This window comes from Ruegeria sp. YKSD163 (assembly GCF_059612905.1).
In genome coordinates this window covers 415,037-438,834 of sequence record NZ_JBXWRM010000001.1, presented here as the reverse complement: position 1 = coordinate 438,834, position 23,798 = coordinate 415,037, and the positions used below count along the sequence as shown (strand labels likewise).

At 64.7% G+C, this 23,798-nt stretch carries 22 protein-coding genes and 2 tRNA genes; 8 read left to right on the top strand and 16 right to left on the bottom strand.

Annotated elements, in window-relative coordinates; genetic code table 11:
- Positions 1–43: 43 nt before the first annotated feature.
- From AC2FNA_RS02135 to AC2FNA_RS02085, 11 genes are all read right to left on the bottom strand, one after another.
- Positions 44–787: an FkbM family methyltransferase gene (locus AC2FNA_RS02135; RefSeq protein ID WP_496824082.1), complete on the bottom strand. Its 744-nt coding sequence runs from the start codon at positions 785–787 to the stop codon at positions 44–46.
- Between the two features lie 67 nt (positions 788–854).
- Positions 855–1,466 (bottom strand): TetR/AcrR family transcriptional regulator, encoded by a 612-nt coding sequence (locus AC2FNA_RS02130; RefSeq protein WP_496824080.1) that lies wholly within the window; start codon positions 1,464–1,466, stop codon positions 855–857.
- Positions 1,459–2,328 (bottom strand): polyphosphate kinase 2, encoded by an 870-nt coding sequence (gene ppk2, locus AC2FNA_RS02125; protein ID WP_496824079.1) that lies wholly within the window; start codon positions 2,326–2,328, stop codon positions 1,459–1,461. Before ppk2 ends, AC2FNA_RS02130 begins: the two co-directional genes overlap by 8 nt.
- Positions 2,329–2,382: 54 nt before the next feature.
- Positions 2,383–3,330 carry an alpha/beta fold hydrolase gene (locus AC2FNA_RS02120; protein ID WP_496824077.1) on the bottom strand — a complete coding sequence of 316 codons (948 nt, stop codon included), beginning with the start codon at positions 3,328–3,330 and terminating at the stop codon, positions 2,383–2,385.
- Positions 3,331–3,336: 6 nt separating this feature from the next.
- Positions 3,337–4,275 carry a homoserine O-acetyltransferase MetA gene (metA, locus tag AC2FNA_RS02115; protein WP_496824075.1) on the bottom strand — a complete coding sequence of 313 codons (939 nt, stop codon included), beginning with the start codon at positions 4,273–4,275 and terminating at the stop codon, positions 3,337–3,339.
- A 133-nt stretch (positions 4,276–4,408) separates the two neighbouring features.
- Positions 4,409–4,483 (bottom strand) — tRNA-Glu (locus tag AC2FNA_RS02110).
- Between the two features lie 189 nt (positions 4,484–4,672).
- Positions 4,673–4,747, bottom strand: a tRNA-Glu gene (locus tag AC2FNA_RS02105).
- A gap of 111 nt (positions 4,748–4,858) precedes the next feature.
- On the bottom strand, positions 4,859–6,598 hold the full coding sequence (gene recJ / locus AC2FNA_RS02100) for a single-stranded-DNA-specific exonuclease RecJ (protein ID WP_496824073.1): 1,740 nt from the start codon (positions 6,596–6,598) through the stop codon (positions 4,859–4,861).
- 108 nt (positions 6,599–6,706) lie between these two features.
- Positions 6,707–7,660, bottom strand: coding sequence for a class II fructose-bisphosphatase (glpX, locus tag AC2FNA_RS02095; protein WP_234170086.1), 954 nt, complete (start codon positions 7,658–7,660; stop codon positions 6,707–6,709).
- A gap of 96 nt (positions 7,661–7,756) precedes the next feature.
- The gene (locus tag AC2FNA_RS02090; RefSeq protein WP_496824071.1) at positions 7,757–9,043 is read right to left on the bottom strand and encodes a homoserine dehydrogenase; all 1,287 of its coding nucleotides are present in this window, start codon (positions 9,041–9,043) and stop codon (positions 7,757–7,759) included.
- Positions 9,044–9,144: 101 nt separating this feature from the next.
- Entirely contained in the window at positions 9,145–9,417 is a 273-nt protein-coding gene (locus AC2FNA_RS02085) for a hypothetical protein (RefSeq protein WP_496824069.1), read from the bottom strand.
- A 102-nt stretch (positions 9,418–9,519) separates the two neighbouring features.
- Between AC2FNA_RS02085 and AC2FNA_RS02080 the strand changes: the two genes are divergently transcribed.
- The gene (locus AC2FNA_RS02080; RefSeq protein ID WP_496824067.1) at positions 9,520–10,104 is read left to right on the top strand and encodes a TetR/AcrR family transcriptional regulator; all 585 of its coding nucleotides are present in this window, start codon (positions 9,520–9,522) and stop codon (positions 10,102–10,104) included.
- A 75-nt stretch (positions 10,105–10,179) separates the two neighbouring features.
- Here the strand turns inward: AC2FNA_RS02080 and AC2FNA_RS02075 are convergent, their stop codons facing one another.
- Together AC2FNA_RS02075 and AC2FNA_RS02070 are read right to left on the bottom strand one after the other, a co-directional pair.
- Entirely contained in the window at positions 10,180–11,091 is a 912-nt protein-coding gene (locus AC2FNA_RS02075; RefSeq protein WP_496824066.1) for a pirin family protein, read from the bottom strand.
- A 113-nt stretch (positions 11,092–11,204) separates the two neighbouring features.
- Entirely contained in the window at positions 11,205–12,386 is a 1,182-nt protein-coding gene (locus AC2FNA_RS02070) for a 4Fe-4S double cluster binding domain-containing protein (RefSeq protein ID WP_496824064.1), read from the bottom strand.
- 100 nt (positions 12,387–12,486) lie between these two features.
- On the opposite strand from AC2FNA_RS02070, the gene AC2FNA_RS02065 reads away from it, so the two are divergent.
- Positions 12,487–12,972 (top strand): hypothetical protein, encoded by a 486-nt coding sequence (locus AC2FNA_RS02065; RefSeq protein WP_496824062.1) that lies wholly within the window; start codon positions 12,487–12,489, stop codon positions 12,970–12,972.
- A 3-nt stretch (positions 12,973–12,975) separates the two neighbouring features.
- Here the strand turns inward: AC2FNA_RS02065 and AC2FNA_RS02060 are convergent, their stop codons facing one another.
- The 3 genes from AC2FNA_RS02060 to AC2FNA_RS02050 are packed head-to-tail and all read right to left on the bottom strand — an operon-like array spanning position 12,976 to position 15,735.
- Positions 12,976–13,527 carry a TadE/TadG family type IV pilus assembly protein gene (locus tag AC2FNA_RS02060; RefSeq protein WP_496824060.1) on the bottom strand — a complete coding sequence of 184 codons (552 nt, stop codon included), beginning with the start codon at positions 13,525–13,527 and terminating at the stop codon, positions 12,976–12,978.
- Positions 13,528–13,531: 4 nt separating this feature from the next.
- Positions 13,532–14,065: a TadE/TadG family type IV pilus assembly protein gene (locus tag AC2FNA_RS02055; protein WP_496824058.1), complete on the bottom strand. Its 534-nt coding sequence runs from the start codon at positions 14,063–14,065 to the stop codon at positions 13,532–13,534.
- Positions 14,062–15,735 carry a pilus assembly protein TadG-related protein gene (locus AC2FNA_RS02050; protein WP_496824057.1) on the bottom strand — a complete coding sequence of 558 codons (1,674 nt, stop codon included), beginning with the start codon at positions 15,733–15,735 and terminating at the stop codon, positions 14,062–14,064. The genes AC2FNA_RS02055 and AC2FNA_RS02050 overlap by 4 nt, the downstream gene beginning before the upstream one ends.
- Positions 15,736–16,060: 325 nt before the next feature.
- On the opposite strand from AC2FNA_RS02050, the gene AC2FNA_RS02045 reads away from it, so the two are divergent.
- The 6 genes from AC2FNA_RS02045 (at position 16,061) to AC2FNA_RS02020 (ending at position 23,763) form a co-directional block, all read left to right on the top strand.
- Positions 16,061–17,491, top strand: a complete 1,431-nt coding sequence (locus AC2FNA_RS02045; protein WP_496824055.1) for a Glu/Leu/Phe/Val family dehydrogenase — start codon at positions 16,061–16,063, stop codon at positions 17,489–17,491.
- Between the two features lie 123 nt (positions 17,492–17,614).
- On the top strand, positions 17,615–18,514 hold the full coding sequence (locus tag AC2FNA_RS02040) for a hypothetical protein (RefSeq protein ID WP_496824053.1): 900 nt from the start codon (positions 17,615–17,617) through the stop codon (positions 18,512–18,514).
- A gap of 208 nt (positions 18,515–18,722) precedes the next feature.
- Positions 18,723–19,976, top strand: a complete 1,254-nt coding sequence (locus AC2FNA_RS02035; protein ID WP_496824051.1) for a sarcosine oxidase subunit beta family protein — start codon at positions 18,723–18,725, stop codon at positions 19,974–19,976.
- Between the two features lie 55 nt (positions 19,977–20,031).
- On the top strand, positions 20,032–20,295 hold the full coding sequence (locus AC2FNA_RS02030) for a sarcosine oxidase subunit delta (RefSeq protein WP_496824049.1): 264 nt from the start codon (positions 20,032–20,034) through the stop codon (positions 20,293–20,295).
- Entirely contained in the window at positions 20,292–23,225 is a 2,934-nt protein-coding gene (locus tag AC2FNA_RS02025) for a sarcosine oxidase subunit alpha family protein (protein ID WP_496824047.1), read from the top strand. Before AC2FNA_RS02030 ends, AC2FNA_RS02025 begins: the two co-directional genes overlap by 4 nt.
- Entirely contained in the window at positions 23,218–23,763 is a 546-nt protein-coding gene (locus AC2FNA_RS02020) for a sarcosine oxidase subunit gamma (RefSeq protein ID WP_496824045.1), read from the top strand. The genes AC2FNA_RS02025 and AC2FNA_RS02020 overlap by 8 nt, the downstream gene beginning before the upstream one ends.
- The last annotated feature ends 35 nt before the right edge of the window (positions 23,764–23,798 follow it).

Below are 23,798 nucleotides of genomic sequence, written 5' to 3'. Positions count from 1 at the left end.
CGCGAACCAGCGGCCATCCAGTCCGAACCAGAAAGGGGAGGTCTCACCCGTCGCGCAGGTACCAGTCGTCAAAGCGCGAGATGTCTGGCAGCACCCGGCGATACCCCTTGGATGTCAGCAGGGCGTGGATGTCCTCGCGCTGGGGGGCGTGGTTGTGTTCCACTGTCATTACCCCGAATGTCCAGCGGTCGAAGTCGAAGGCGTTCAGGATGTCGAACTCGCTGCCCTCGGTGTCGATCGAGATATAGTCGATATGCGCGGGCGCCTTGTGGGTTTCCAGCAGCTCGACCAGAGAGATCGTTTCGACCTTGTAGTTCTGGCCGCGGATGCGGCGCGAGGATTTGACGAAGGTCGAGATGCCCGAGTTTTCGCCGCGCGGCGCCTCGGTAAAGCCCAGCGTTTCGCCTGATGTGTGCCAGACGCAGCGGGTTTCGATGGTGGCGGCGCGGTTGGCCTTGAGCGCGGCATGCCAGCCGCGTGCCGGTTCGGCCAGGATGCCGCTCCAGCCGAAGCCGGTCTCCAGCAGGTAGGAATTGTTCAGCTCGATCCCGTCGGTGGCACCGAATTCGACAAAGAAACCGCCCTCTTTGAACCCGGTCTGGCACAGCGCGAACAGGTCCTGGCGCAGCTGCGATTTCGATTGGTCCAACAGGTCGATGCAGCGGCTGCGATCGTCGGGCGCCATGGCCTTGAGGAATTCCAGGTCGAACCAGGCTTTTTCCCGTTGTTGCAACTGGCGCAGGCGGTCGCGGCGGACAAGGGTGGTGTTGGAAATCGAATGGCTCACGGCAAGTTTACTCCGTCAATGTCCCTGTCTGGGTAGCGGGACACCCCACCCGAGACAAGGGGCTTTGTCAGTCGGGCGGGATCAGGCCCAGCCCGCGCAGATAGATTCCGACCCCGGATTCCAGTAGATCCTCGGGCGCAAAGGGGGCGGTGGCGCCGGCATTGCGGGCGTAGAGCTCGACCACCCCGTGGCTCATCGCCCAGATATGGGCCGAGACCATGGCGGCGGGCGGTCGTTTTTCGGGGGGAATGTGGTCGCTCAGATCGGCGGCGGCCTGTTCCAGCACCGCTTTGGCGCGATTGGCGGCGGCGGCCAGTTCCGGGCTGCGGTTGACCGAGATGCCGCTTTCGAACATGGCGATGTAATGGCCCGGATGCTTGCGGGCAAAGGCCAGATAGGCGCGGCCTGTCGCCTCGAACGCGGCCAGTGCCGAGGGCTGGCCCTTGTCATAGGCATATTGCATCAGGTCGGCAAAGATCTCGAACCCTTGGCGGGCGGCCTCGGCGATCAGCTCTTCGCGCCCGTCGAAATGGCGATAGACTGCAGCGGGGGTGACCCCGGCGGTCTTGGCGGCCTCGGACAGGGTGAACCCGGTTGGACCCTTGGCGCGAATCAACTCCAGCGCCGCGTCGATCAGCGCCTGTTTCAGATTGCCGTGATGATAGCCCTGCTTACGCATTCCAGATGTCGGGGCCTCCGCAGATCGCCGCATCGGGCTGGCCGGTCGCGTCCCGGTCCTTGTTGTCATAGTCGATGCCCGCAAGCACGGTGCGGATCGCCGCCAGCCGCGCGCGTTTCTTGTCGTCCGAGCGGATCACGGTCCAGGGCGCCCTGTCGGAATGGCTGCGGGTCAGGGTCTGCGAGATGGCGGCGGAATAGGCCTCCCATTTGTCCAGCCCGGCAATGTCGACCGGGCTCAGCTTCCATTGTTTCAACGGGTCGCGCTCGCGGTCGTGGAACCGGCGCAGCTGTTCGGCGCGGCCCACGTTCAGCCAGAACTTGAACAGATAGATGCCGTCATCGGTCAGGTCATGTTCAAAGGGCAGAACCTGGCGAAAGAAGCGCTCGCGCTCGTCTTCGCTGCACCAGCCGAACACATGTTCGACCACGCCGCGATTGTACCAGCTGCGGTCGTAGAAAACCAATTCCCCCGCCGAGGGCAGATGCTGGATGTAGCGTTGGAAATACCATTGGCTGCGCTCGGCCTCGGTTGGTTTGGCCAGCGCCACCACCCGGGCGCCGCGCGGGTTCAGGTTCTCGCGGAACCGCTTGATGGTGCCGCCTTTGCCGGCGGCGTCACGCCCTTCGAACAGGATGGCGACGCGGGCGCCGCTCTGCTTGATCCAGGCCTGAAGCTTGACCAGTTCGATCTGCAAGGCCTCCATCTCGGCCCGGTAGGCTTTCGATGACATTTCCGCGTCATAGGGATAGCTGGGGTTCAGGATATCGTCCTTGTCCGCCTTCTCGATGGCGCGGCGGATGTCCTTTGGCGCCTTGTCGTTGAAATAGCGGGAAATCTCGCCTGTTGCCGCGCCCATCATTTGCCCGCGCTCCCTTGTGCTGCCGTTTGGGTTCAATATGGAAGCTGTTGGCGATTAACGCAAACCCGCACGTGTCGCGGCGCGCAGGACCGCCTCGGCGACTGTCTCGGCCGCCACATGTTGGGGCATGTGGCCGATGCCGGGCAGGGCGGTCAGCACCGCGCCGGGGATCTGCCGCGACAGGGTGGCCGAATGCAGGTCGAAATTCACGGTGTCATCTTCGGTTCCATGCACGATCTCGGTGGGCACCGCGATTTCGCGATATCGCGGATGCAGCGCCTTGATTTCCTCCAACAGGCTGGCCCGGTGTCGCGCATTTGCCCTGAGCGAGCCGCGACGCAGGGACAGGCCGGGGCCGAAATGCGCGTCATAGCCTGCGGGTGCCGGTTGCGGGGCGAAGACGTCGTCCAGCGCGCGGGCGACATAGCTGTCGGGCACATAGGCGGTGATCAGTGGCACTGCCACCGCCGCGCCCAGCCGGGTCGAGGTGATCCGATAGAGCAGGTCGAGCGGCGTGGTCCAGGGGTTCGACGCGGCGGCCACCGGTACCAGCGCCGCCAGCCGGTCGGGGTGATGCACCGCCCAGGCCAGCGCCACCGCGCCGCCATAGCTGTGGCCCAGCACGATGGGACGTTCGGCGCCCAGTTGCACCGCCGCCCGCATCAACAGCTGCGCCTGACCGGCGATATCCTCGGCCCCGGCGGGGGCAGGATCGGAATAGCCCAGCCCGGGCCGGTCCAGCAGGATGACGCGGAAATGCCCGGCCAGGATCGGCGCAAGTACAAAGCTCAGATCGCGGGTATTGCCGTTCGAGCCGTGGATCATCACCAGTTCCGGGCCGCTGCCCATGACCTCGGCATGGATGCGCGTCCCGTCCACGGTGACAAACTGGCCCTGCGGGGGATGGCTGGCCTGCGCGCGTGCCTCGTGCCGGGCGGCACGCCACAGGGTCAGCGCCCAGAATCCCCCCGCCAGCAACAATAGGATCAGCAGCACCCGCATGACCGCTCAGCCCCGCAGGTCGGTGGATTCCAACCCGATCCGCGCCATATCATAGGGCGTGGTCTCGTAGATTTCGCTGATCCAGTTGCCATAGAGCAAATGCGCATGGCTGCGCCAGCGGTTGAGCGGCTGCCGCGAGGGATCGTCGTCGGGATAATAGTTGATCGGCACGTTGATCGCGGTGCCGCCCGCGACGTCGCGGTCATATTCCTGTTTGAGCGTGTCGCTGTCATATTCGAAATGGTTGAAGATATAGAGCGCGCGATGCTCCGGATCGGCGACCAGGCAGGGGCCGACCTCGTCGCTGCCCAACAGTGTCACCAGCTCGGGCACCGCGTCGATCTCGGCCTGTTTCATCTCGGTCCAGCGGCTGACCGGGATCACGAAATCATCGGAGAATCCGCGCAGATAGGGCGAGGCCGGGTCCAGATTACGGTGCCGGAAACAACCAAATGCCTTGTGGTCCAGCATATGTTTGCGGATGCCGTGGAAATGGTTGATCATTGCCATCCCGCCCCAACAGACGCCGAATGTTGAATGCACGTTGGTCTGGCTCCAGGCGAACACCTCGCGCAATTCGTCCCAATAGGTGACGTCCGAAAACTCCAGATGTTCAATCGGGGCGCCGGTGATGATCAGCCCGTCGAACTTCTCGTCGCGCACCTCCTGAAAGGGGCGATAGAATTCTTCCATATGTTCGGCGGCGGTGGTCTTGGTCTGATGCTCGGTCATCCGGATCAGGCTCAGTTCGATCTGCAGCGGCGTGGCGCCGATCAGACGGGCGAACTGGGTCTCGGTCTGGATCTTCTTGGGCATCAGGTTCAGAAGCCCGATCCGCAGGGGCCGGATATCCTGCCGCGCGGCCTGGTCCTCGGACATGACCATGACCCCCTCGCGGGTCAGAATGTCATAGGCGGGCAGATGTGCGGGGATCTTGATAGGCATGTCGCGGGCTTCCTTTCCGAGATTTTGAGGTAAGCCATCACATGCAAAAGTGCCAGCCCCTATCACGGTCCTGTGGCTGCCACGCCGCGCTCGATGACCGGGCTGTCCGCAAGGGCCTGTTGATCGGGTGAAATGGCAGCCCGTAGGGGAATCGAACCCCTCTTTCCAGGTTGAAAACCTGGCGTCCTAACCGATAGACGAACGGGCCGCGCTTGGCGTGAGGCGGCTTTTACGGAGAGTCGCGGCACGGCGCAAGAGGGGAAATGCGAAATTCTCTCGGCATTTGTCGCCTGCCTGGCTGCTCTGGAAAGGCCCGCATTCGGGCAGCACAACATAAGCGGAACAGCCGCTGCATCGGCGGCGATGCGGGGTAGACCAAGAGGATATCAGGGAGAAATGGCAGCCCGTAGGGGAATCGAACCCCTCTTTCCAGGTTGAAAACCTGGCGTCCTAACCGATAGACGAACGGGCCACGCTGGCTTGTGGAGGGCGTTTTATGGTGTCCCCTTGCCCCTCGCAAGCGGAAAAACGCAATTTGTGAAACTTTTTTGCAAGGCCCTGAAAAGTCTTTGTTTTCAATTGCTCAGGCGCGCGCGACGTCGTCGACACGCAACTGCACGCTCTGCCTGCCGCCCCAGGAATTGATCTCGAGCCGGCCCGCGAAATGGAACCGGGCGCCGCCGTGGTTTTCCAGCATCGGACCGATCTCGCCATCGAAGGCGCCAAACAGGATCGCGTCCAGCCCGCCGCCCATCCCGTCGGCCAGCGACAGTTTCAAATGCGATGCGCCGACCCGTTTGGCAAAGCGGATTTGCAGGTCGGGCAGGGCAAAGCGCGGGGCAGGGGCGCCGGCGCCATAAGGGCCTGCCAGCTCGATCTGTTCCAGCAGCTCGACCGTGGCCGCCCCCGGCATCAGAACGCCGTCCAGCCGCAAATCCGCCGGCCCGCCTTGGCCCGCACCTTGTTTGGCCAGCAGTTCTGACAGCCGTTCCATCGCCGGCTCCAGCCGGTCGCGCAGCACCGTCAGCCCGGCGGCCATCTTGTGACCGCCGCCCTTGACCAGCAGCCCCTCGGATGCCAGCCGCTGGATTGCAGCGCCCAGATCGACACCCGCCACCGAGCGGCCCGAGCCCTTGCCCTCGTCGCCGTCGAAACCGATGACTATGGCGGGCCGGTTGGCGGCATCCTTCAGGCGCGAGGCGACAATGCCCACCACGCCCGGATGCCAGCCCTCGCCCGCCGCCCAGACCAACGGCGCCTCAAGCCCGCGGGTTTCGGCCTGATCCAGTGCTGCGGCGCGCACGGCGGTCTCGATCTCGCGCCTCTCGGTATTGAGCAGGTCCAGCCGCTCGGCCAGGGCCTGCGCCTCGCTCATGTTGTCGGTGCCGAGCAGGCGGGCGCCCAGATCGGCTTGCCCGATGCGGCCCCCGGCATTGACGCGTGGCCCCAGCAGAAAGCCCAGGTGATAGGTGTTGGGCATGGCGTCCATGCGCGCGATATCGGCCAGCGCCACCAGGCCGGGCCGCTGCCGCTGCGCCATCACCTTCAGCCCCTGGCGCACCAGCGCCCGGTTCGCCTCGATCAGCGGCGCCACATCGGCCACGGTGGCCAGCGCCACCAGGTCGAGCATCGCCATCAGGTCCGGCCCGCGTTGCCCACGCGTGCGCAGTTGGCGGCCTGCCTCGACCAGCATCAGGAATACCACGCCGGCGGCGCAGAAATAGCCCAGATCGCCACTCTCGTCCTGTCGGTTGGGGTTCACCACCGCCACGCAGTCGGGCAGGGTCTCGGCCCCCAGATGGTGGTCCAGCACGATGACATCGGCGCCCTTGGCGGCGGCGATCGGGCCATGGCTGAGCGTGCCGCAATCGACACATACGATCAGGTCATGGCCCCGGGCCAGGTCCGCCATCGCGGCCTCGTTGGGGCCATAGCCTTCGTCGATACGGTCGGGCACATACAGCGTGGCTCCCAACCCCATCTCGCGCAGCCAGCAGATCAGCAGCGCCGCCGAACTGCCGCCATCCACGTCGTAATCGGCAAAGACCGCGATCCGCTGACGCCGGGCCACCGCGGCCAGGAACCGTGTCGCCGCGATTTCCATATCCTTCAGCTTGCGCGGATCGGGCAGCAGTTCCTTGAGCTTGGGGTCAAGGAAGCCGCGCGCCTCGATCGCCGGGACCTCGCGCCGGGCCAGCACCTGGCACACCGCCTGCGGGAGGTCGGTCTGCTGCCGCATCATCTGCGCCGCCCGCTCGGTCTCGAGATCGGGGCCGACCCAGCGCCGCCCGCTCAGGGACTGTTCGATGCCCAGATAGCTCACCACTCACCTCATGCGCAAAGGCCGGACCCGCCCCGGACCCGGCCCTTCATTTCGCCTCAAATACTCCCGCCGGAGGCTGCGGCGTCAGCCGCATTCCCCGCCAAAGGCTCAGACCGGGGTACGATAGCTCATCCGCCGCACCGAGCCGGTCTTGGACCGCATCAGCAGCGTCGTGGTCTCGACCCAGCCGGGCTCGCGCTTGATGCGCGGCAACAGCGACCCGCCGGTCACCCCGGTGGCGGCAAAGATCACGTCCTGCGTCACCATCTCGTCGCGGGTATAGACGCGGTTCAGATCGGTGATGCCGGCCTTGGCGGCGCGGCCGCGCTCGTCATCGTTGCGGAACAGGAGCCGGCCAAATATTTGCCCGCCCATGCATTTCAGCGCAGCCGCCGCCAGCACCCCCTCGGGCGCGCCGCCCGAGCCCATATACATGTCGATGCCGGTGGTCTCGGCCTCGGCGCAATGCATCACCCCGGCGACGTCACCATCGGTGATCAGCCGGATCGACGCGCCGGTTTCGCGCACTTCGGCGATCATCGCCTCGTGGCGCGGACGCTCCAGAATGCAGACGGTGATGTCTGACGGCTTGCAGCCCTTGGCCGCTGCCAGCGCCTCGACCCGTTCGCGCGGCGACATGTCGAGCGACACGACGCCATCGGCATAGCCCGGGCCGATGGCCAGCTTGTCCATATAGACGTCGGGCGCGTGCAGCATCGAGCCGCGCGGGCCCATGGCGATGACGGTCAGCGCGTTGGGCATGTCCTTGGCGGTCAGCGTAGTACCTTCCAGCGGATCCAGCGCGATATCGACGCCCGGACCGTTGCCGGTGCCCACTTCCTCGCCGATATACAGCATCGGCGCCTCGTCGCGTTCGCCTTCGCCGATCACCACCACACCGGCGATGTCGAGCAGGTTCAGCTGTTCGCGCATCGCGTTCACCGCGGCCTGGTCGGCGGCCTTCTCGTCGCCGCGTCCGATCAGCGAGGCCGAGGCCAGCGCGGCCTGTTCGGCCACGCGCGCGAGACCCAGGGAAAGCATACGGTCATGAAATTCGGGCATGGAGGACATGAATAATTCCTTGCAGATGGCTTACTGACCCTCTAGCGCAGCGCGGCGGGGTTCCACAAGCATGTTTGCGAAAACGGTTCGGGCGGGTCAGACCGCCTCGATTCTCAGCGCCACAGGTTCGGCGGCCAGAACACCCGCCGCCGTCATGGCATTGAGTGCGGCGTCCAGATCGGCGCGCTGGGTCTTGTGAGTGACGATCACCACCGGCGCCTCGGCGCTGTCATGGCCGGTCTGGCGCATCCGGTTGATGCTGACCCCGGCATCGCCCAGCGCGGCGGCCACCTTGGCCAGCGCACCCGGACGGTCGGGCAGCAGCAGGCGCAGGTAATACGGCGCCGGAGAGTTTGATTGCGCGCTGTCAGCCTCGGCCAGCGTGGCGGCGGGCTGGCCAAAGACCGGCAGGCGGAAGCCGCGCGCGATATCGCAGATATCACCCAGCACGGCGCTGGCCGTGGGGCCTTCACCCGCGCCAGGGCCGCGCAGAACGATCTGTTCCACGGCGTCGCCCTCGATCACCACCATGTTGGTGCCGCCCTCGAGCTGGCCAAGCGGTGAGTCCGCCGGCACCAGACAGGGCCGCATCCGCTGTTCCAGCCCGCGCCCGCTGCGCTGGGCCACGCCCAGCAGCTTGATCCGATAGCCCATATCGGCGGCATAGGCGATATCTTCGAGGTTGATGCGCTCGATCCCCTCGATGTCGATTCCGTCGAAATGCGGTTTGGTGCCAAAGGCGATTGCGGCCAGCAGTGCCAGCTTGTGCGCCGCGTCGATCCCGCCCACATCCAGCGTCGGATCGGCCTCGAGATAGCCCAGTTCGGCGCATTCCTGAAACAGCGCGTTATAGCCTTTACGCTGCGATTCCATCCGCGTCAGGATATAGTTGCAGGTGCCGTTCATGACCCCCATCACGCGGGTGATCTCGTTGCCGGCCAGCCCTTCGGTCAGGGCCTTGATCACCGGGATGCCACCGGCGACCGCGGCCTCGAACCGGATCACCCGGCCTGCGTTCTCGGCCTGTTCGGCCAGGGCCTGGCCATGGATGGCCAGCAGCGCCTTGTTGGCGGTGACCACGTCCTTGCCGGTAGCGAGCGCGGCCTCGATCGAGGCCTTGGCGGGGCCGTTCTCGCCCCCCATCAATTCGACGAACACATCGACATCGTCGCGGCGGGCGAGGGCGACCGGGTCGGTTTCCCACGCGTAAGAGGACAGGTTGATGCCCCGGTCCTTGCCCGCATCGCGGGCCGAAACGGCCACGATCTCGATCCGGCGCCCGGTGCGCGCCTCCAGCAGATCGGCCTGACGGCGGATGATGCGCACAACGCCGACGCCCACGGTTCCCAATCCCGCGATCCCAAGCCGCAATGCCGGTTTCATGCTGTCTGTCCTTTCTGCTCGTGCCTGGACCGGTCCTGCCGGGCCGGTCCCTTGCCGCGTGCCTTAGCCCGTTCGGGGCGGGCGTGCAATCGTCGGGCGTGTTATTCGGTCTCAGTCTGCGAGGTGTCTTGGTCGGTCGCCTCTTGCAGGCGCCGGGCGCGCTGGGCCAAGGCGTCGCGGCGCGCTTCGAGGGACTTCTGCACCGCCAGGGCCTCGCCCTCGGGGTCGGCGGGCGGGCCAAGAGCCTCGTCCAGTGGCACCAGTTTGGGAAATTCCGCTTTGCGCAGATCGGGGCCGATCCGCTCGTTCAACTCAGGCACCTGTGTGCAGGCCGCCGCCAGCAGCAGCAAAGAAAGAAATGCGGATCTAGGCATGCGGCCACCGGACCTGTTGAAGGGTGCCCCTTTTGTCGTAAATTGCGGGCTGCGGCGCAAGCGGGGCTTTTATCTGAACGTATGTTCAGATAGCGTGACCCCATGGCACGTACCCAAGGCTCTCATTCCGATATCACCGGCCCGCGCATTCAGGACGCGGCGCTCAGGCTGTTTGCGCGGCACGGGTTTGCCGCGGTGTCGATGCGCCAGATCGCCGGCGAGGTGGGGGTGCAGGCGGGCGCGCTCTACAACTATACACCGGACAAGCAGAGCCTGCTGTTTGGGCTGATGCACCGGCACATGGACGAACTCCTGTCGGCGCGCCAAGATCGGGTGCGTGGCGATGCGCTGACCCGGTTGCGCGATTTCGTGGGCTTTCACATCCGGTTCCACCTGAACAGGCCCGACGAGGTTTTCATCGCCTATATGGAACTCCGCAACCTGACGCCCGAGAATTTCGCGACCATCGAAGGGCTGCGGAGATGCTATGAGGATGATCTGGAGGCGATCCTGCGGGCCGGGGTCGCCGAGGGCGCCTTTGCGGTGCCCGATACCAAGATCGCGACGCTGGCGGTGATCGCGATGCTGAACGGGGTCAATACCTGGTACCGGGCCGAGGGGCGGTTGTCGCTCGACCAGGTGGAAGGCATCTATTGGGATATGGTGCGCAAGGCGGTGGCGGCCTAGTCGTTTTCCGTTTCGGAAAACGGCCCGGAAAACGCATGTTTTCCGGGCCGGAATTCTTGCAGAATTCCGCGCGCCTCAATGCGCGGGGCGAATGAAGGTGCCGTTGCGCAGGTCGCGCATGGCCTGCATCAGCTCTTCCTGCGTGTTCATCACGATCGGCCCGTGCCAGGCCACCGGCTCGGCGATCGGCGCGCCCGAGATCAACAGGAAACGCACCCCCTCCGGCCCGGCCTGCACCGTCACCTCGTCGCCTGTGCCGAAGCGGATCAGGGTGCGGTCGCCGGACAGGTCACGGATATTGACCTCCTCGCCCGCCACCTCCTTTTCCAGCAGCACACCGGTTGGCGCCGAGGCATCGGCAAACGCGCCTGCGCCTTCGAACACATAGGCAAAGGCGCGGCGATAGGTGTCGATCCGGAACGTCTTCTTCACCCCCGCCGGAACAAAGACATCGAGATATTGCGGATCGGCGGCGATCCCGTCCACCGGGCCGGTCTTGCCCCAGAAGCTACCGACGATCACCCGTACCCTTGTGCCGTCATCGTCGATCACCTCGGGGATTTCGCTGCCGGCCACATCCTGATAGCGGGGTGCCGTCATCTTCTGGCTGGCGGGCAGGTTGCCCCAAAGCTGGAAACCGTGCATCTGCCCTTGCGGATTTCCTTTCGGCATCTCCTGATGCAGGATGCCCGACCCGGCGGTCATCCATTGCACGTCGCCCGCGCCCAGCGTGCCTGTATTGCCCAGCGAATCCCCGTGCTCCACCGTGCCAGCCAGCACATAGGTGATGGTTTCGATGCCGCGATGGGGATGCCATGGAAACCCGCGCAGGTAATCCTGCGGATGTTCGTTGCGGAAATCGTCAAACAGCAGGAACGGGTCCAGCTCGGTCGGGTCATGAAAGCCAAAGGCGCGGTGCAGCTTGACCCCCGCACCTTCGAGCGCGGGGGTTGCGCGGCGGGTTTCAAGGATGGGACGAATGGACATGGTGGGGTCTCGCTTGGGCTGTGAAAGCTGGTGAAAAGATAGGAGGCGCGGTCGCCAAGGCAATTCCGCGTCGCGCCACCGGGCTTGTGCAGCGGCGCACAGCCGCCGGATTGTCAGGTTCGGGTTCTGGCCCACCACTCCGCAGGCTTGCGCCGCTTGCCGTGCCCGCGCGCCAGCCGCAGCGCCAGGTGGCGCAGCGGCGACAGCGCGAGCCGCAGCCATAATCGGTTGCGCCGCCGCGCATAGTCGCGGTTGAACGGGCAGACCCGCATGCAGATCGCGCAATCCGAGGCGAGCTTGGCCCAGAAGCCGAAACATTTCTCGGCATCCGAGGTCCATTTGCGCACACCCTGGATGGCCGAGACATTCGGCGCCACATCCGAGGGCGGCCCATAGGGCAGCGCCTTGACCGGGCAGGCATCGGCACAGGCGGTGCAGATGTCGCAAAAGGCGCGCACGCCCCGTGGGCGCGGCACATCATGGGCCAGTGGCAGGTTCGTGAACACCTTGGAAAACCTCAGCCGGGGGCCGAATTCCGGCGTGATCACCATCTGGTTGCGGGCATATTCGCCCAAGCCCGCCTTGACCGCATAGGGGATCACCAGCCCGGTGTCGTTCATCGAGGCCACGGCCTCGTATCCCAGATTGCGGATATAGGCGGCCAGTTGCATCACCACCGCTGCCTCGTGGCTGTATTCGCGCCCGGTGGCGGCCCCGGCCAACGCCGAGGGGTAGGTGGCCACCAGGTCGCGCTCCATCTCGTGGCCCAGCACGATGACCGAGGTCAGACCCTCCGGCAGGCCCAACGGCGCCTCGCTCATGTCGCGGGTATCGACGCGGGTGGTATAGTGCCAGCGTTCGTCCAGCTCGGTCACGCCGCACAGATCGGCACCAAAGAAGTGAGCGACGCGCTTGATCTCGGCGCGCATGGCGGCGGGATCGTCGACCTCGACCTGTTGCGGCGCCACCGGCGTGTCATAGCTGATCGGGGCCTGGAACCCCTCGCGCCGCCCCTCGGCAGCAAACCGGTTGGTGACCACGTCCGAGATCAGCCAGGCGGCGTTGCGCAGCGCGAAATCACGCTGGGTGAACCCATCGCCCCGGCGCGGCGCCGCCTCCATCCGGTAGGAGGCAAAGAAGGCATCCGTTTGTTTCGACCGCACCGACGGATCCCACATGGCGCGGGTGAACACGTCATTGCGCTGGGAAAAGCGCTCGAACGCCTCGGTGGTCTCGATCCCGGCGGCGGCATCGGTCGGACGGGTACGGTCGGGCCGGTTGGCGGGATAGCTCATGGCCACCACGCTAACTCGGGGTTTGTGGGTAGGGCAAGATGCCTGTTCGGCGCCTGCGCAATCGGTTATGCAGGCGCAACGGACAAGGGGACGCAAGCAGATGCAGGATGAGGTTTTAGCTACGATCGAGGCATCGGCGCCCCGGCGCTGGCTGGCGCTGGCGGTGCTGACGATTTTGGGCGCGCTGCTGATCTATGTGGCGGTCGTAACACCGCCCGCGCTGGTCTGGCAGGTCTTTCTGATCGTGCTGGGGGCGCTGACGCTGTGGCTGGCGCAGCGCATGTTCCAGGCGACGGCGGGGCGGGTCGAGATGACTGCGACGGAATTGCGCGGCAGTGACGGCACCGTGATCGCGCGCATTGCCGATATCGAGGCCCTGGACCGGGGCGTCTTTGCGTTCAAGCCGTCGAACGGGTTCCTGCTGCGTACCTCTGTGCCGGGCGGGCGCATATGGCAGCCGGGCCTGTGGTGGCGGATGGGCCGCCGGATCGGCATCGGCGGCGTCACCCCCGGGTCGCAGACGAAATTCATGGCCGAGATGCTCTCGGCCATGATGGCGGAACGCGATGGAACCTTGCCGCGCTAAGCGTCAGACGCTGCCGGCGATCTCGTTGGTGAAACGCGGACGGGTAAAGATGAAGGTTTCCATGTCGGTGTCTTCCAGCCCGACCCGGAAGGGTGATCGGTAAACGTTCCTCGTTTCGACCAGGATCAGCGTGTCCTGATCGGACATCGGCGGCAGGCGCGGGCTGACCGTAGCGACATTGGCGTTGCTCAACGTACCATCAAAGCCGCGATTGGCCGACCAGCGTACCCGGTGCCGGTTCTGCTTCTGGTCATAGCGCAGCAGCGAGATGCGAACCTGAAGATTGTCGGTGTCCTGCACCATATGTTCGAACAGATCGACCATCGAATCGATATAGGCATCGTCAATGGTGCGCGTCTCGCGCGAGATCAGATCGCCGATCGTATAGGCGGCTTTCACGTTCGAGGCCGCCTCACGGTACCCATCGAAATAGGTATAGCCGATCATGATGGTCCAGAACAGCATCGGCACCGTCAGCAGTGCCTCGACCGCGATCGAACCTTCTTCGTTACGGCGGAACAGGCGCAGAGAGTTTAGAATGCGTGTCATCAGCATGGCGTTACAACGGCTCCTGCACAAAGACCGACATGGCGGTCAGGGCATACTGACCTTCTTCGTTGGCCAGCGTCGCCCCCAGCGTCGAGGTCGGAAAGATCGGGTCAATCTTGGCACAGGCCCGCAGCACCATCAGCTCGTTGGCCTGACCGTTCTCGAAGTTACGCACCGGGCGCGCCTCGGCGGACAGGTCGGTGCAGTCCGGCGTTGCCGGTAGGGTGATACCGGCATAGGGGTCCTGGCGGATCATCTCGAGCTTGAGGTTGGTGCTGCAGCTGCGGATGAACACGGCCTTGTCGCAGATCCGCGACTTGAGCTCGTTGTGACCGGGGTTGGAGCCCGTGTTCAGGCGCAGATCGCGCACCACAATATCCACCGCCCGTTCCAGCATCGCGTGGTTCAGCGTCATGAAGGTCAACTCGACCCCCGCCAGCATCACCCCGATCACCGCCGGGAACACGATAACGAATTCCACCGTTGCGTTGCCGTCCTCGCCCTTGCGGAACCGGCGCAGGAAAGTGCTCAGTCGCCGTATCATTGTGTCAACCTCAGCTTGCGGATCGACGAGGCGATCGAGGTGAAGGCGTCGCTGATCTCCAGCCCTACGGCATCATAGTAGTGACTGTCCGAGCTGGCGCAGCGCTTGAGTACGCGGCGGCCGTTCGCGGGGGCCTCGAAGCCGACGGTATAGACGATGATACCCTCGTCCTTGGCCGCGTCGCAGACATGGTCCGTGCGCTGGTCCTTGGCCGTGGCCTCCTTGTGCGTCATGGCGGCAGTGTACCATTCCGCCCAGGCGTTGCTGGTGAATTCGAAGTTGTAATAGGCGTTATAGGCCAGCGATACCTTGGCAAAGAGATCGGCATAGGTCAGTTGAACGGCGGTTCCCGGCTCGTCATGCATGGCGCAGTTGTATTGGCCATTGGAATTGTAGCCGCAGACCTCGCTCTGACCGTTGCCATAGGGGTGGTCCGACCAGCGGTTCTGGTCCGGCCAGTAGTAAGAGTCGCCGCCGTTGTCGTGATAGATGCTGAACGCATCGGTGGTGTTGTTGTCGGGCGACCCGCTGATCACATCTTCGGCCGCGTTGTACCAGACCGGTGAGTTTCCGGTGCGCAGCGACGGGTTCAGCATGTACTGGTCGGTGTTCTCACCGTCCGACATGACGATCAGCACCTTGAGCACATCGCCCGAGTCATAGGCGCTGGGGCGACCCTGAAAGATCGCGGGAACCTTGTTGTCGGCGATCAGGCCGCTGATCACGCTCTGGGTGCCGGGATCCAGCATGACGACCCCCCACTTGGTGCCGATATCGATCGAGGTGTTGCCGCGACCGGTCATCCCGTCGATATAGTTTTCCAACACCGTCTGGTTGTTGGTGAACGGCAGGATCGCGGTGCTCGCGCGCACCGGGCAGACCGGCGTCGTAATCGGATCCTTGGAATAGGTGAACGGGTCGAAGTGCATCGTCCGTTCCAGCGGCGTCACACGCGAGAGGCCGGGCTGGCTGAATTCGTCATCGATGAAGTTCACGCAATGCGAGTAGGTGTGCTCGGTGCTGACATTGTAATAGGGCAGGATGTCGGGGCCGGCATTGACCTGGGTTGCATAGGGAATGATCGAGATCGAAACCGCGCCCGGTTCGGTCGCGGACAGCATGTGATCGATGAATTCCTTGGCCGCGTTCTTGAGGTTATAGAGCCGGCTGCTGCTGTTCATCGAACCCGACACGTCGAGCACCAGCGAGATTTCAACGTTTCCGATGCTTTCCTCGGCGGTGCTGGCGGCGGGAATCGTCAGGGTGTCATAGCCCGAGAGTTTCATGAAATGGGTGGGCAGATCTGCGGTGGCGGTCGCGGAAACCTTTCGATAGCCGAGACCCTCTTCAACCGAGATGCTGGAGAGATATTCGAGCAACCCGGCCTTTTCGAGATACGAGCGCACCACGGTTTCGGGCGAAACCTGTTGGTCGAGGTCGGCCGCGGCCAGAACGGCGCGGTCCATCGTATATTGCAATGCGGCGCGTTTCTGCTCATAGCGCATCAGGTCCACGCCTATTCCCGCGGCACCGACAAGGGCCAGGAACAGAAACAGCGCCATCACGGTCATCAGCCCGTCTTCTTCGCGCGCAAATGCATGGCCGCGGTCCCTGAGCCGGGTATGAACACGACGCGTTGCCGCACCGATGCTGATCAGCGTATCGAACATCTTCCACCTACCTTCCCGGCAGAACCCCAGCCGGAGATCACAGTTCCACTTACGGTTTGTGCCCGGCAAAGATGGCAGGATTGGGGCGCAATTCGCCCGAAAGGGTGAATGTTAACCGTGTGTTAAAGACATTCCGACTGGTTGCGTCGGCTTTGTTTCCCCTGTGCTGACAATGAAGCCAGATACCCGCTCGAATCGCCGTTTTGACCGGTTTCGATTTCTTCAAGCGATTAAAAATGTCGCACTCCTGTGACGAAGCGTCATATGTTGCCTGCGACAAGGTGTCATCACCCGAGTCGGAGAAGGTCATGGAGGTTTTTGGTTAATGACCCGCAAGAACGAGCCCAGTTTCAGAGAAAGCGTGGATATGATGTTCAACAGGGCGGTGGCCCTGATGGACCTGCCGCCGGGACTGGAAGAGAAGATCAGGGTATGCAACGCCACATACACGGTCCGGTTCGGTGTGCGCCTGCGCGGCCAGATACAGACCTTTACCGGCTATCGTTCGGTCCATTCGGAGCATATGGAACCGGTCAAGGGTGGTATCCGCTACGCGATGGCGGTGAATCAGGACGAGGTCGAGGCGCTGGCGGCGCTGATGACCTATAAATGTGCCCTGGTCGAGGCGCCCTTTGGCGGTTCGAAAGGAGGGTTGCGTATCGACCCGCGGCAATACGAAGAGCACGAGCTGGAACAGATCACCCGCCGCTTTGCCTATGAGCTGGCCAAGCGCGACCTGATCAACCCGTCCCAGAACGTGCCTGCCCCCGATATGGGTACGGGCGAGCGCGAGATGGCCTGGATCGCCGACCAATATGCACGCATGAACACCACCGACATCAACGCGCGCGCCTGTGTCACCGGCAAGCCGCTGAATGCGGGCGGCATCCATGGCCGGGTCGAGGCCACCGGTCGCGGCGTGCAATACGCCTTGCAGGAATTCTTCCGCGACCGCGTCGGGGTTGGCAAATCGGGCCTCGAGGGCAAGCTCGACGGCAAGCGCGTCATCGTGCAGGGCCTCGGCAATGTGGGTTATCATGCGGCCAAGTTCCTGAGCGAGGAAGACGGCTGTGTTATCACCGGCATTATCGAGCGCGACGGTGCCCTGGTCAGCAACGAGGGGCTGGATGTCGAGGCGGTGCACAACTGGATCGTCAAGCATGGCGGCGTTACCGGTTTCCCGGACGGCACTCATGTGACCGATGGCCCCAAGGTACTGGAAGAGGAGTGCGACATCCTGATCCCGGCGGCGCTGGAGGGGGTGATCAACCTCAACAATGCCGACCGGATCAAGGCGCCGCTGATCATCGAGGCCGCCAACGGCCCGGTCACCGCCGGTGCCGACGAGATCCTGCGCAAGAAGGGATGCGTGATCATTCCCGACATGTATGCCAACGCGGGCGGTGTGACGGTGTCCTATTTCGAGTGGGTCAAGAACCTCAGCCATATCCGGTTCGGCCGCATGCAGCGCCGCCAGGAAGAGGCGCGCCACCAGCTGGTGGTGGACGAGCTGGAACGGCTGGACCGCTATCTGGGCGATGCCTGGTCGATGACGCCGCAGTTCAAGGAGAAATACCTGCGCGGCGCCGACGAACTGGAGCTGGTGCGCTCGGGGCTAGATGACACCATGCGCATCGCCTATCAGGCCATGCGCGATGTCTGGCATGAACGGGGCGATGTCGAGGATCTGCGCACCGCCGCCTATCTGGTCTCGATCGACCGGGTCGCCAAGAGCTATCGCGCCAAGGGCCTCTGAACCCGGCGACCGTGTTGGGAAAGGCGCACTTCGGTACGCCTTTTTCGTTTCCGCAGCCGGTGGGCTGGGCAGGGGGTATCCGGGCGCTATCCTATTCAGAGTCTTGCATCGAAAGAGTGTCCCATGCCCAGAATATTTTACGCGATCTCAATTGCGTTGCTTTCGCTCCTCGGAGCGCAGGCCGGACAGGCGCAGCCGAAATCAGGCTGGGCGCCGGTTGTCGATGGTATGGCGCTCTATCAGGGCGAGGCCGGTCTCTCGGGTGGCGGCGAAATGTCGGCGGCGCGCACATTCCTGCGGGCCGGGGCTCTCTACCGTTTCGATAGCGGTGCTTCGGCCGGTCTGCTGGTCAGCTACGGGCAGGTCGATTACGATTTTTCGGGCGGAGTCGCGGTTCAGCCCTGGGGGGATATTCGCGATATCCGGGTCTCGGCCCCCCTGCGCCTGCCGGTTGGTGATCGAACCAGCCTGTTCCTTGCGCCGCAGGTGCGGTGGAACTACGAAGCCGGGGCCAGCGCCTCGGACGGGCGTACCTGGGGCATGTTCGCGGGGTTGGCGTGGCAGGTGAATGACCGTCTCAGGATCGGCCCCGCTTTTGGCGCTTTCTCCGAATTGGGTGACAGCGGGTTGCAGGTCTTTCCGGCTTTGCTGGTCGACTGGCAGATAGACGACCGCTGGTCGCTGAGCACCGGGACCGGTCTTGGCGCGACGCAGGGGCCGGGGTTGTCCCTGAGCTATGCCCTGTCAGATGAAATGCGCCTTTCGCTGGGCGCCCGGTCGGAAAGCGTGCGGTTCCGGCTGGACGGAAGCGGCCCCGCTCCGGGGGGCGTGGGCGAGGAAACCAGCATCCCGGTCGTGCTGTCGCTGGACTATGCGCCCAATCCTGGAACCAGCCTGACGGTTTTCGCGGGGGTCGAACTGGACGGGGAACTGAAGCTGGAGAATGCCGCAGGGGCTGAAATCAGTCGCCAATCCTATGGCACCGCTCCGGTCGCAGGCATTGCCTTTCGGATCCGCTTCTGATCGCGCGGACCCCGAGGCCGCTGAACCGGCACCTCTGATCCCCGATATGGTTTGACTTGGCTTCGGGTCGACGTTGCCGGGATTGGTCTCTGTCGTGTGAGCGACAGGATTAGTCGCGGACAGACCAGTCTCTGTCGATTACGGCCTTGAGACCTTGCCCATCAGTGTTACTCGTTATGACGGCGATACCAGGTTGGGAGAGACGGCGATGCGGTTTTCGGGCCTTCGGGTGTTGAAGGAGGGGCTGACCGGCAACAAGGGCTGGCGGCCGCATTGGCGCGACCCGGCTCCCAAGCCGGAATATGACCTTGTCATCATCGGCGGCGGCGGCCACGGGCTGAGCACCGCCTATTACCTGGCGCGCAATCACGGGCTGACCAATGTCGCAGTGCTGGAGCGCGGCTATATCGGTGGGGGCAACATTGGCCGAAACACCACCATCGTGCGGGCCAACTACTTTCTTCAGGGCAACTCCGAATTCTACTCGCATTCGCTGAAACTTTGGGAGGGGCTGGAAGAGGACCTGAACTACAACGTGATGCATTCGCAGCGCGGCATCCTGAACCTGTTCCATTCCGACGGCCAGCGCGATGCGGCGGCGCGCCGTGGCAACATGATGCTGAGCCAGGGCGACGATGCCATCCTGCTGGGGCGCGAGGAACTGCGCGCCAAGGTACCGTTCCTCAATTTCGACGATCAGCGCTTTCCGCTTTATGGCGCGCTTTATCACCCGCGCGGCGGCACCGCCCGTCATGACGCGGTGGCCTGGGGCTATGCGCGGGGGGCGGACAGTCGCGGCGTCGACCTGATCCAGAATTGCGAGGTGACGGGGATCGACGTCGAGAACGGGCGTGTGACGGGCGTGCAGACGGTGCGCGGCCCGATCCGCGCCAAGAAGGTGGCGATGGTGGCGGCGGGCCGCTCCAGTCAGGTGGCGGCGATGGCGGGCATGCGCCTGCCGATCGAGAGCCATATCCTCCAGGCCTTTGTCACCGAGGGCTTGAAACCGGTGATCGACCACGTGATCACCTTTGGCATGGGGCATTTCTATATCAGCCAGTCCGACAAGGGCGGGCTGGTCTTTGGCGGCGACCTTGACTTCTATGCCTCCTACGCGGCGCGCGGCAACCTGCCCACGGTCGAGCACGTGATGGAGGCGGGCATGGCGCTGATGCCGATGATCGGCAAGGCGCGGGTGCTGCGCAGCTGGGGCGGCATCATGGACATGTCTCCCGATGGCTCGCCCATCATCGACCGCACCCATATCGACGGGCTTTATGTCAATTGCGGCTGGAACTACGGCGGGTTCAAGGCGGTACCGGCTTCGGGCAACGTGTTTGCGCATCTCTTGGCAACGGACCAGTACCACCCGGCGGCAACACGGTTCCAGCTGGACCGCTTCCGCACCGGGCGCGGCATCCTGGATGAAGAGGGCACCGGCTCTCAACACAACCTGCATTGAGGGGGGAGAGGCCGGATATGAGTATTTTTGGCGGAATGAAGATTGGGGGACGGCGATGAGGATTACCTGTCCGCATTGCGGCGGTCGTGACAGCCGCGAGTTTTCCTATAAGGGCCACGCGCTGGCGCTGGAGCGTCCGGCGCCTGAGGCAGGGGCCGAGGCCTGGGACGATTATGTGCATCTGCGCGAGAACCCGGCCGGGGAGACCCGCGACCTGTGGCATCACCACTATGGCTGCGGCGCCTGGCTGGTGGTCACCCGCAACACGCTGACCCATGAGGTGCTGGGCTGCGAACTGGCCTCGGAGGCACGGCGATGAGGGTTCAGGACAAGGGGCTGATCGAGCGGGACCGGCCGGTCTCGTTCACCTTCGACGGGGTGGGCTACAGCGGGTATCAGGGCGACACGCTGGCCTCGGCCTTGCTGGCCAATGAGGTCCGGCTGGTCGGGCGCTCGTTCAAGTATCACCGCCCGCGCGGCATTCTGACGGCGGGCAGCGAAGAGCCCAACGCGCTGGTTACGGTGGGACACGGTGGGCGACAGGACCCCAATGTGCGCGCCACGGTGCAGGAGATTTATGAGGGGATGGAGGCGCAGAGCCAGAACCGCTGGCCCTCGCTGAGCTTTGACCTGATGGCAATCAATGACCTGGCTGCGCCGTTCCTGGGGGCGGGGTTCTATTACAAGACCTTCATGTGGCCACGCAGTTTCTGGGAGAAACTGTATGAGCCGGTGATCCGCCGCGCCGCCGGGCTGGGCGCGCTGTCTGGGCAGGACAATACCGACCGCTACGAGCGCGCATTTGCTTTTTGTGATCTGCTGGTGATCGGGGCCGGGCCTGCGGGGTTGATGGCCGCGCTTGTGGCGGGCCGGGCCGGGGCCGATGTGATCCTGGCCGACGAGGACGCGCGCATGGGTGGGCGCCTCTTGGCCGAGACCTATGAGATCGACGGCAAGCCGGGGGCGGTCTGGGCCGAAGAGGCGCTGGCAGAGCTGCGCGGGATGGAGAATGTGCGCCTGATGACGCGCACCACCATCGCGGGCGCCTATGATCAGGGCACCTATGCGGCGCTGGAGCGGGTCTCGCATCACCGCGCCGACCGGGGCGCGGGCGCGCCGCTGGAATGTTTCTGGCGTATCGTGGCGCGGCGCGCGGTGCTGGCGGCGGGCGCGCTGGAACGCCCCATCGCCTTTGCCGACAATGACCGGCCCGGTATCATGACCGCTGGCGCGGTGCGTGCCTATCTGAACCGCTGGGGCGTCAGCCCGGGCCGTGCGGTCACCGTGTTCGGCAACAATGACGATACCCATCGTACCGTGCGCGACCTGCTGGCGGCGGGGGTGCATGTGGCGGCCCTGATCGACAGCCGCCATGACGCGCCGCGCCTTGATGGGGTGCGGATGATCCGGGGCGGTCATGTCTGTGGCAGCGGCGGGCGTCAGGGGCTGGAGCGGATCACCGTTCGCCACCCCGGCGGCGAAGAACGCATCGCCACCGATTGCCTGGCCATGTCGGGCGGCTGGAACCCCAGCCTGCACCTGACCTGCCACATGAACGGGCGGCCCGAATGGCGCCGCGACATTGCAGCCTTTGTGCCGGTGGCGGGCATGGTGCCCGGCCTGCGCGCGGCAGGCGCCTGCAACGGCGCCTTTTCGACCATGGCCTGTCTGCGCGAGGGGGCCGAGGCTGCAATCGAGGCTCTGGGCGCGCTGGGGATCAAGGCGGCGCAAGGCGCACTGCCGGTGGCCGAGGATACGCCCTATGCTCTGGAGCCGCTCTGGGCGGTACCGGGGCGCGGGCGCGCCTGGCTCGACTTTCAGAACGACGTGACGGTCAAGGATGTGAAACAGGCGGCGGTCGAGAACTTCCGCTCGGTCGAGCATATGAAGCGCTATACGACGCAGGGCATGGCGACAGATCAGGGCAAGAGCTCGAACGTGGCGGCGCTGGCGGTGCTGGCTGATGCCACCGGGCGCGGCATCCCCGAGACCGGCACCACCACGTTTCGCCCGCCCTACAGCCCGATTGCCATCGCGGCGCTGGGCGCGGGGGGTGAGGGCAAGGGGTTCCAGCCCGAGCGCTTCACCACCTCGCACGCCGCCACTGTGGCGCGCGGCGCACCGATGATCGAGGCGGGGCTGTGGTACCGGCCCAGCTATTTCCCGCAGCCGGGTGAGACCGACTGGCAGCAGAGCTGCGACCGCGAGGTCGGTTACGTGCGCAACGCGGTGGGTGTGGCCGATGTCTCGACCCTGGGCAAGATCGACATTCAGGGAGCGGACGCGGCGCGGCTGTTGGATTTCGTCTATACCAACATGTTCTCGACGCTGAAAGTCGGGCGCGTGCGCTATGGGCTGATGCTGCGCGAGGACGGTCATGTGATGGATGACGGCACCACTGCGCGGCTGGGTGAGGATCATTACCTGATGACCACCACCACCGCCGCCGCCGGACAGGTGATGGCGCATTTGGAATTCGTGACCCAGGGCCTCTATCCCGAGTGGGACGTGTCGATCTGTTCAGTGACCGAGCAATGGGCGCAGTTCGCCGTCGCTGGCCCCAGGGCGCGCGAGGTGCTGAACGGGCTGATGGACACGCCGATCGATCCGTCCGACTGGCCGTTCATGTCCTGCGGCGCGGTGTCGGTCCTGGGGGTTGTCGGCCGGCTGTTCCGGATCTCTTTCTCGGGTGAGGAGGGGTACGAGATCGCGGTGCCCGCGCGCTATGGCGCCAGCCTGTTTGACCTGCTGGTCCGTCGGGCCGAGGCGCTGGGCGGCGGCGCCTACGGGATGGAGGCGCTGAACGTGCTGCGGATCGAGAAAGGCTTCATCACCCATGCCGAGATCCATGGCCGCGTCACCGCGTATGACATCGGCATGGGCGGCATGGTCTCGGCCAAGAAGGATTGTATCGGCAAGACCATGGCGCAGCGTCCGGGGCTGGAGGAGCCGGGGCGCGAGCGTCTGGTGGGGCTTAAACCCATCGCCGCCGAGGGCAAGCTGCTGGCGGGCGCGCATCTCTATCGGCAAGAGGATGCCGCCCGGCGCGAGCATGATCAGGGCTATGTGACTTCGGTTTGCCATTCGCCGGTTCTGGGCTGCATGATCGGGCTGGGCTTTCTGGCCGATGGGCCCGAGCGGATCGGAGAGATCGTCAAGATGGTCGACGGGCTGCGCGGGGTGACCACCTATTGCGAGGTGGTCAGTCCGGTTTTCTTTGACCCCGAGGGAGGGCGGATGCGTGGATAGGTTGTTCGCAAAGACGCCCTGTGCGGGGCAATTGCCGCTGAGTATCGGCGGCATGACGGTGAGCGAGGTGGAACCGGGCCATATGACGGCGCTGTCGCCGCGCAAAGGGCAGGGGGCCGCACTGGCCAGGGCGCTGGGCGCGGCGCATGGGCTGGACTGGCCCGGCGCGGGCCGGGCCACGGCGGCAGGTGACGCGCGTGCGATCTGGTTCGGCCATGACAGCGTGTTGCTGACCGGCGCCGCGCCGGATGCGGAGCTGGCCGGGCCGGGTGTGCTGGTCGATCAGTCGGATGCCTGGACGGTGGTGCGTCTTGACGGCACCGGCGCCGAGGCGGTTCTGGCGCGGCTGGTGCCGGTCGATCTGCGCGCGCCCGGATTTGGTCCGGGCGCCACGGCGCGTTGCCGGATCGGGCATATGGCGGGCTCGGTCACGCGGCTGGAGGATGGCGGATTTCTGCTGATGGTGTTCCGCTCGATGGCGCAAACCCTGCTGCATGACCTGAAATCGGCGATGGAAGCGGTGGTCGCGCGCGGGTAAGGTCCGGGGAACCTTCGAATCCCGGGAGACGACCC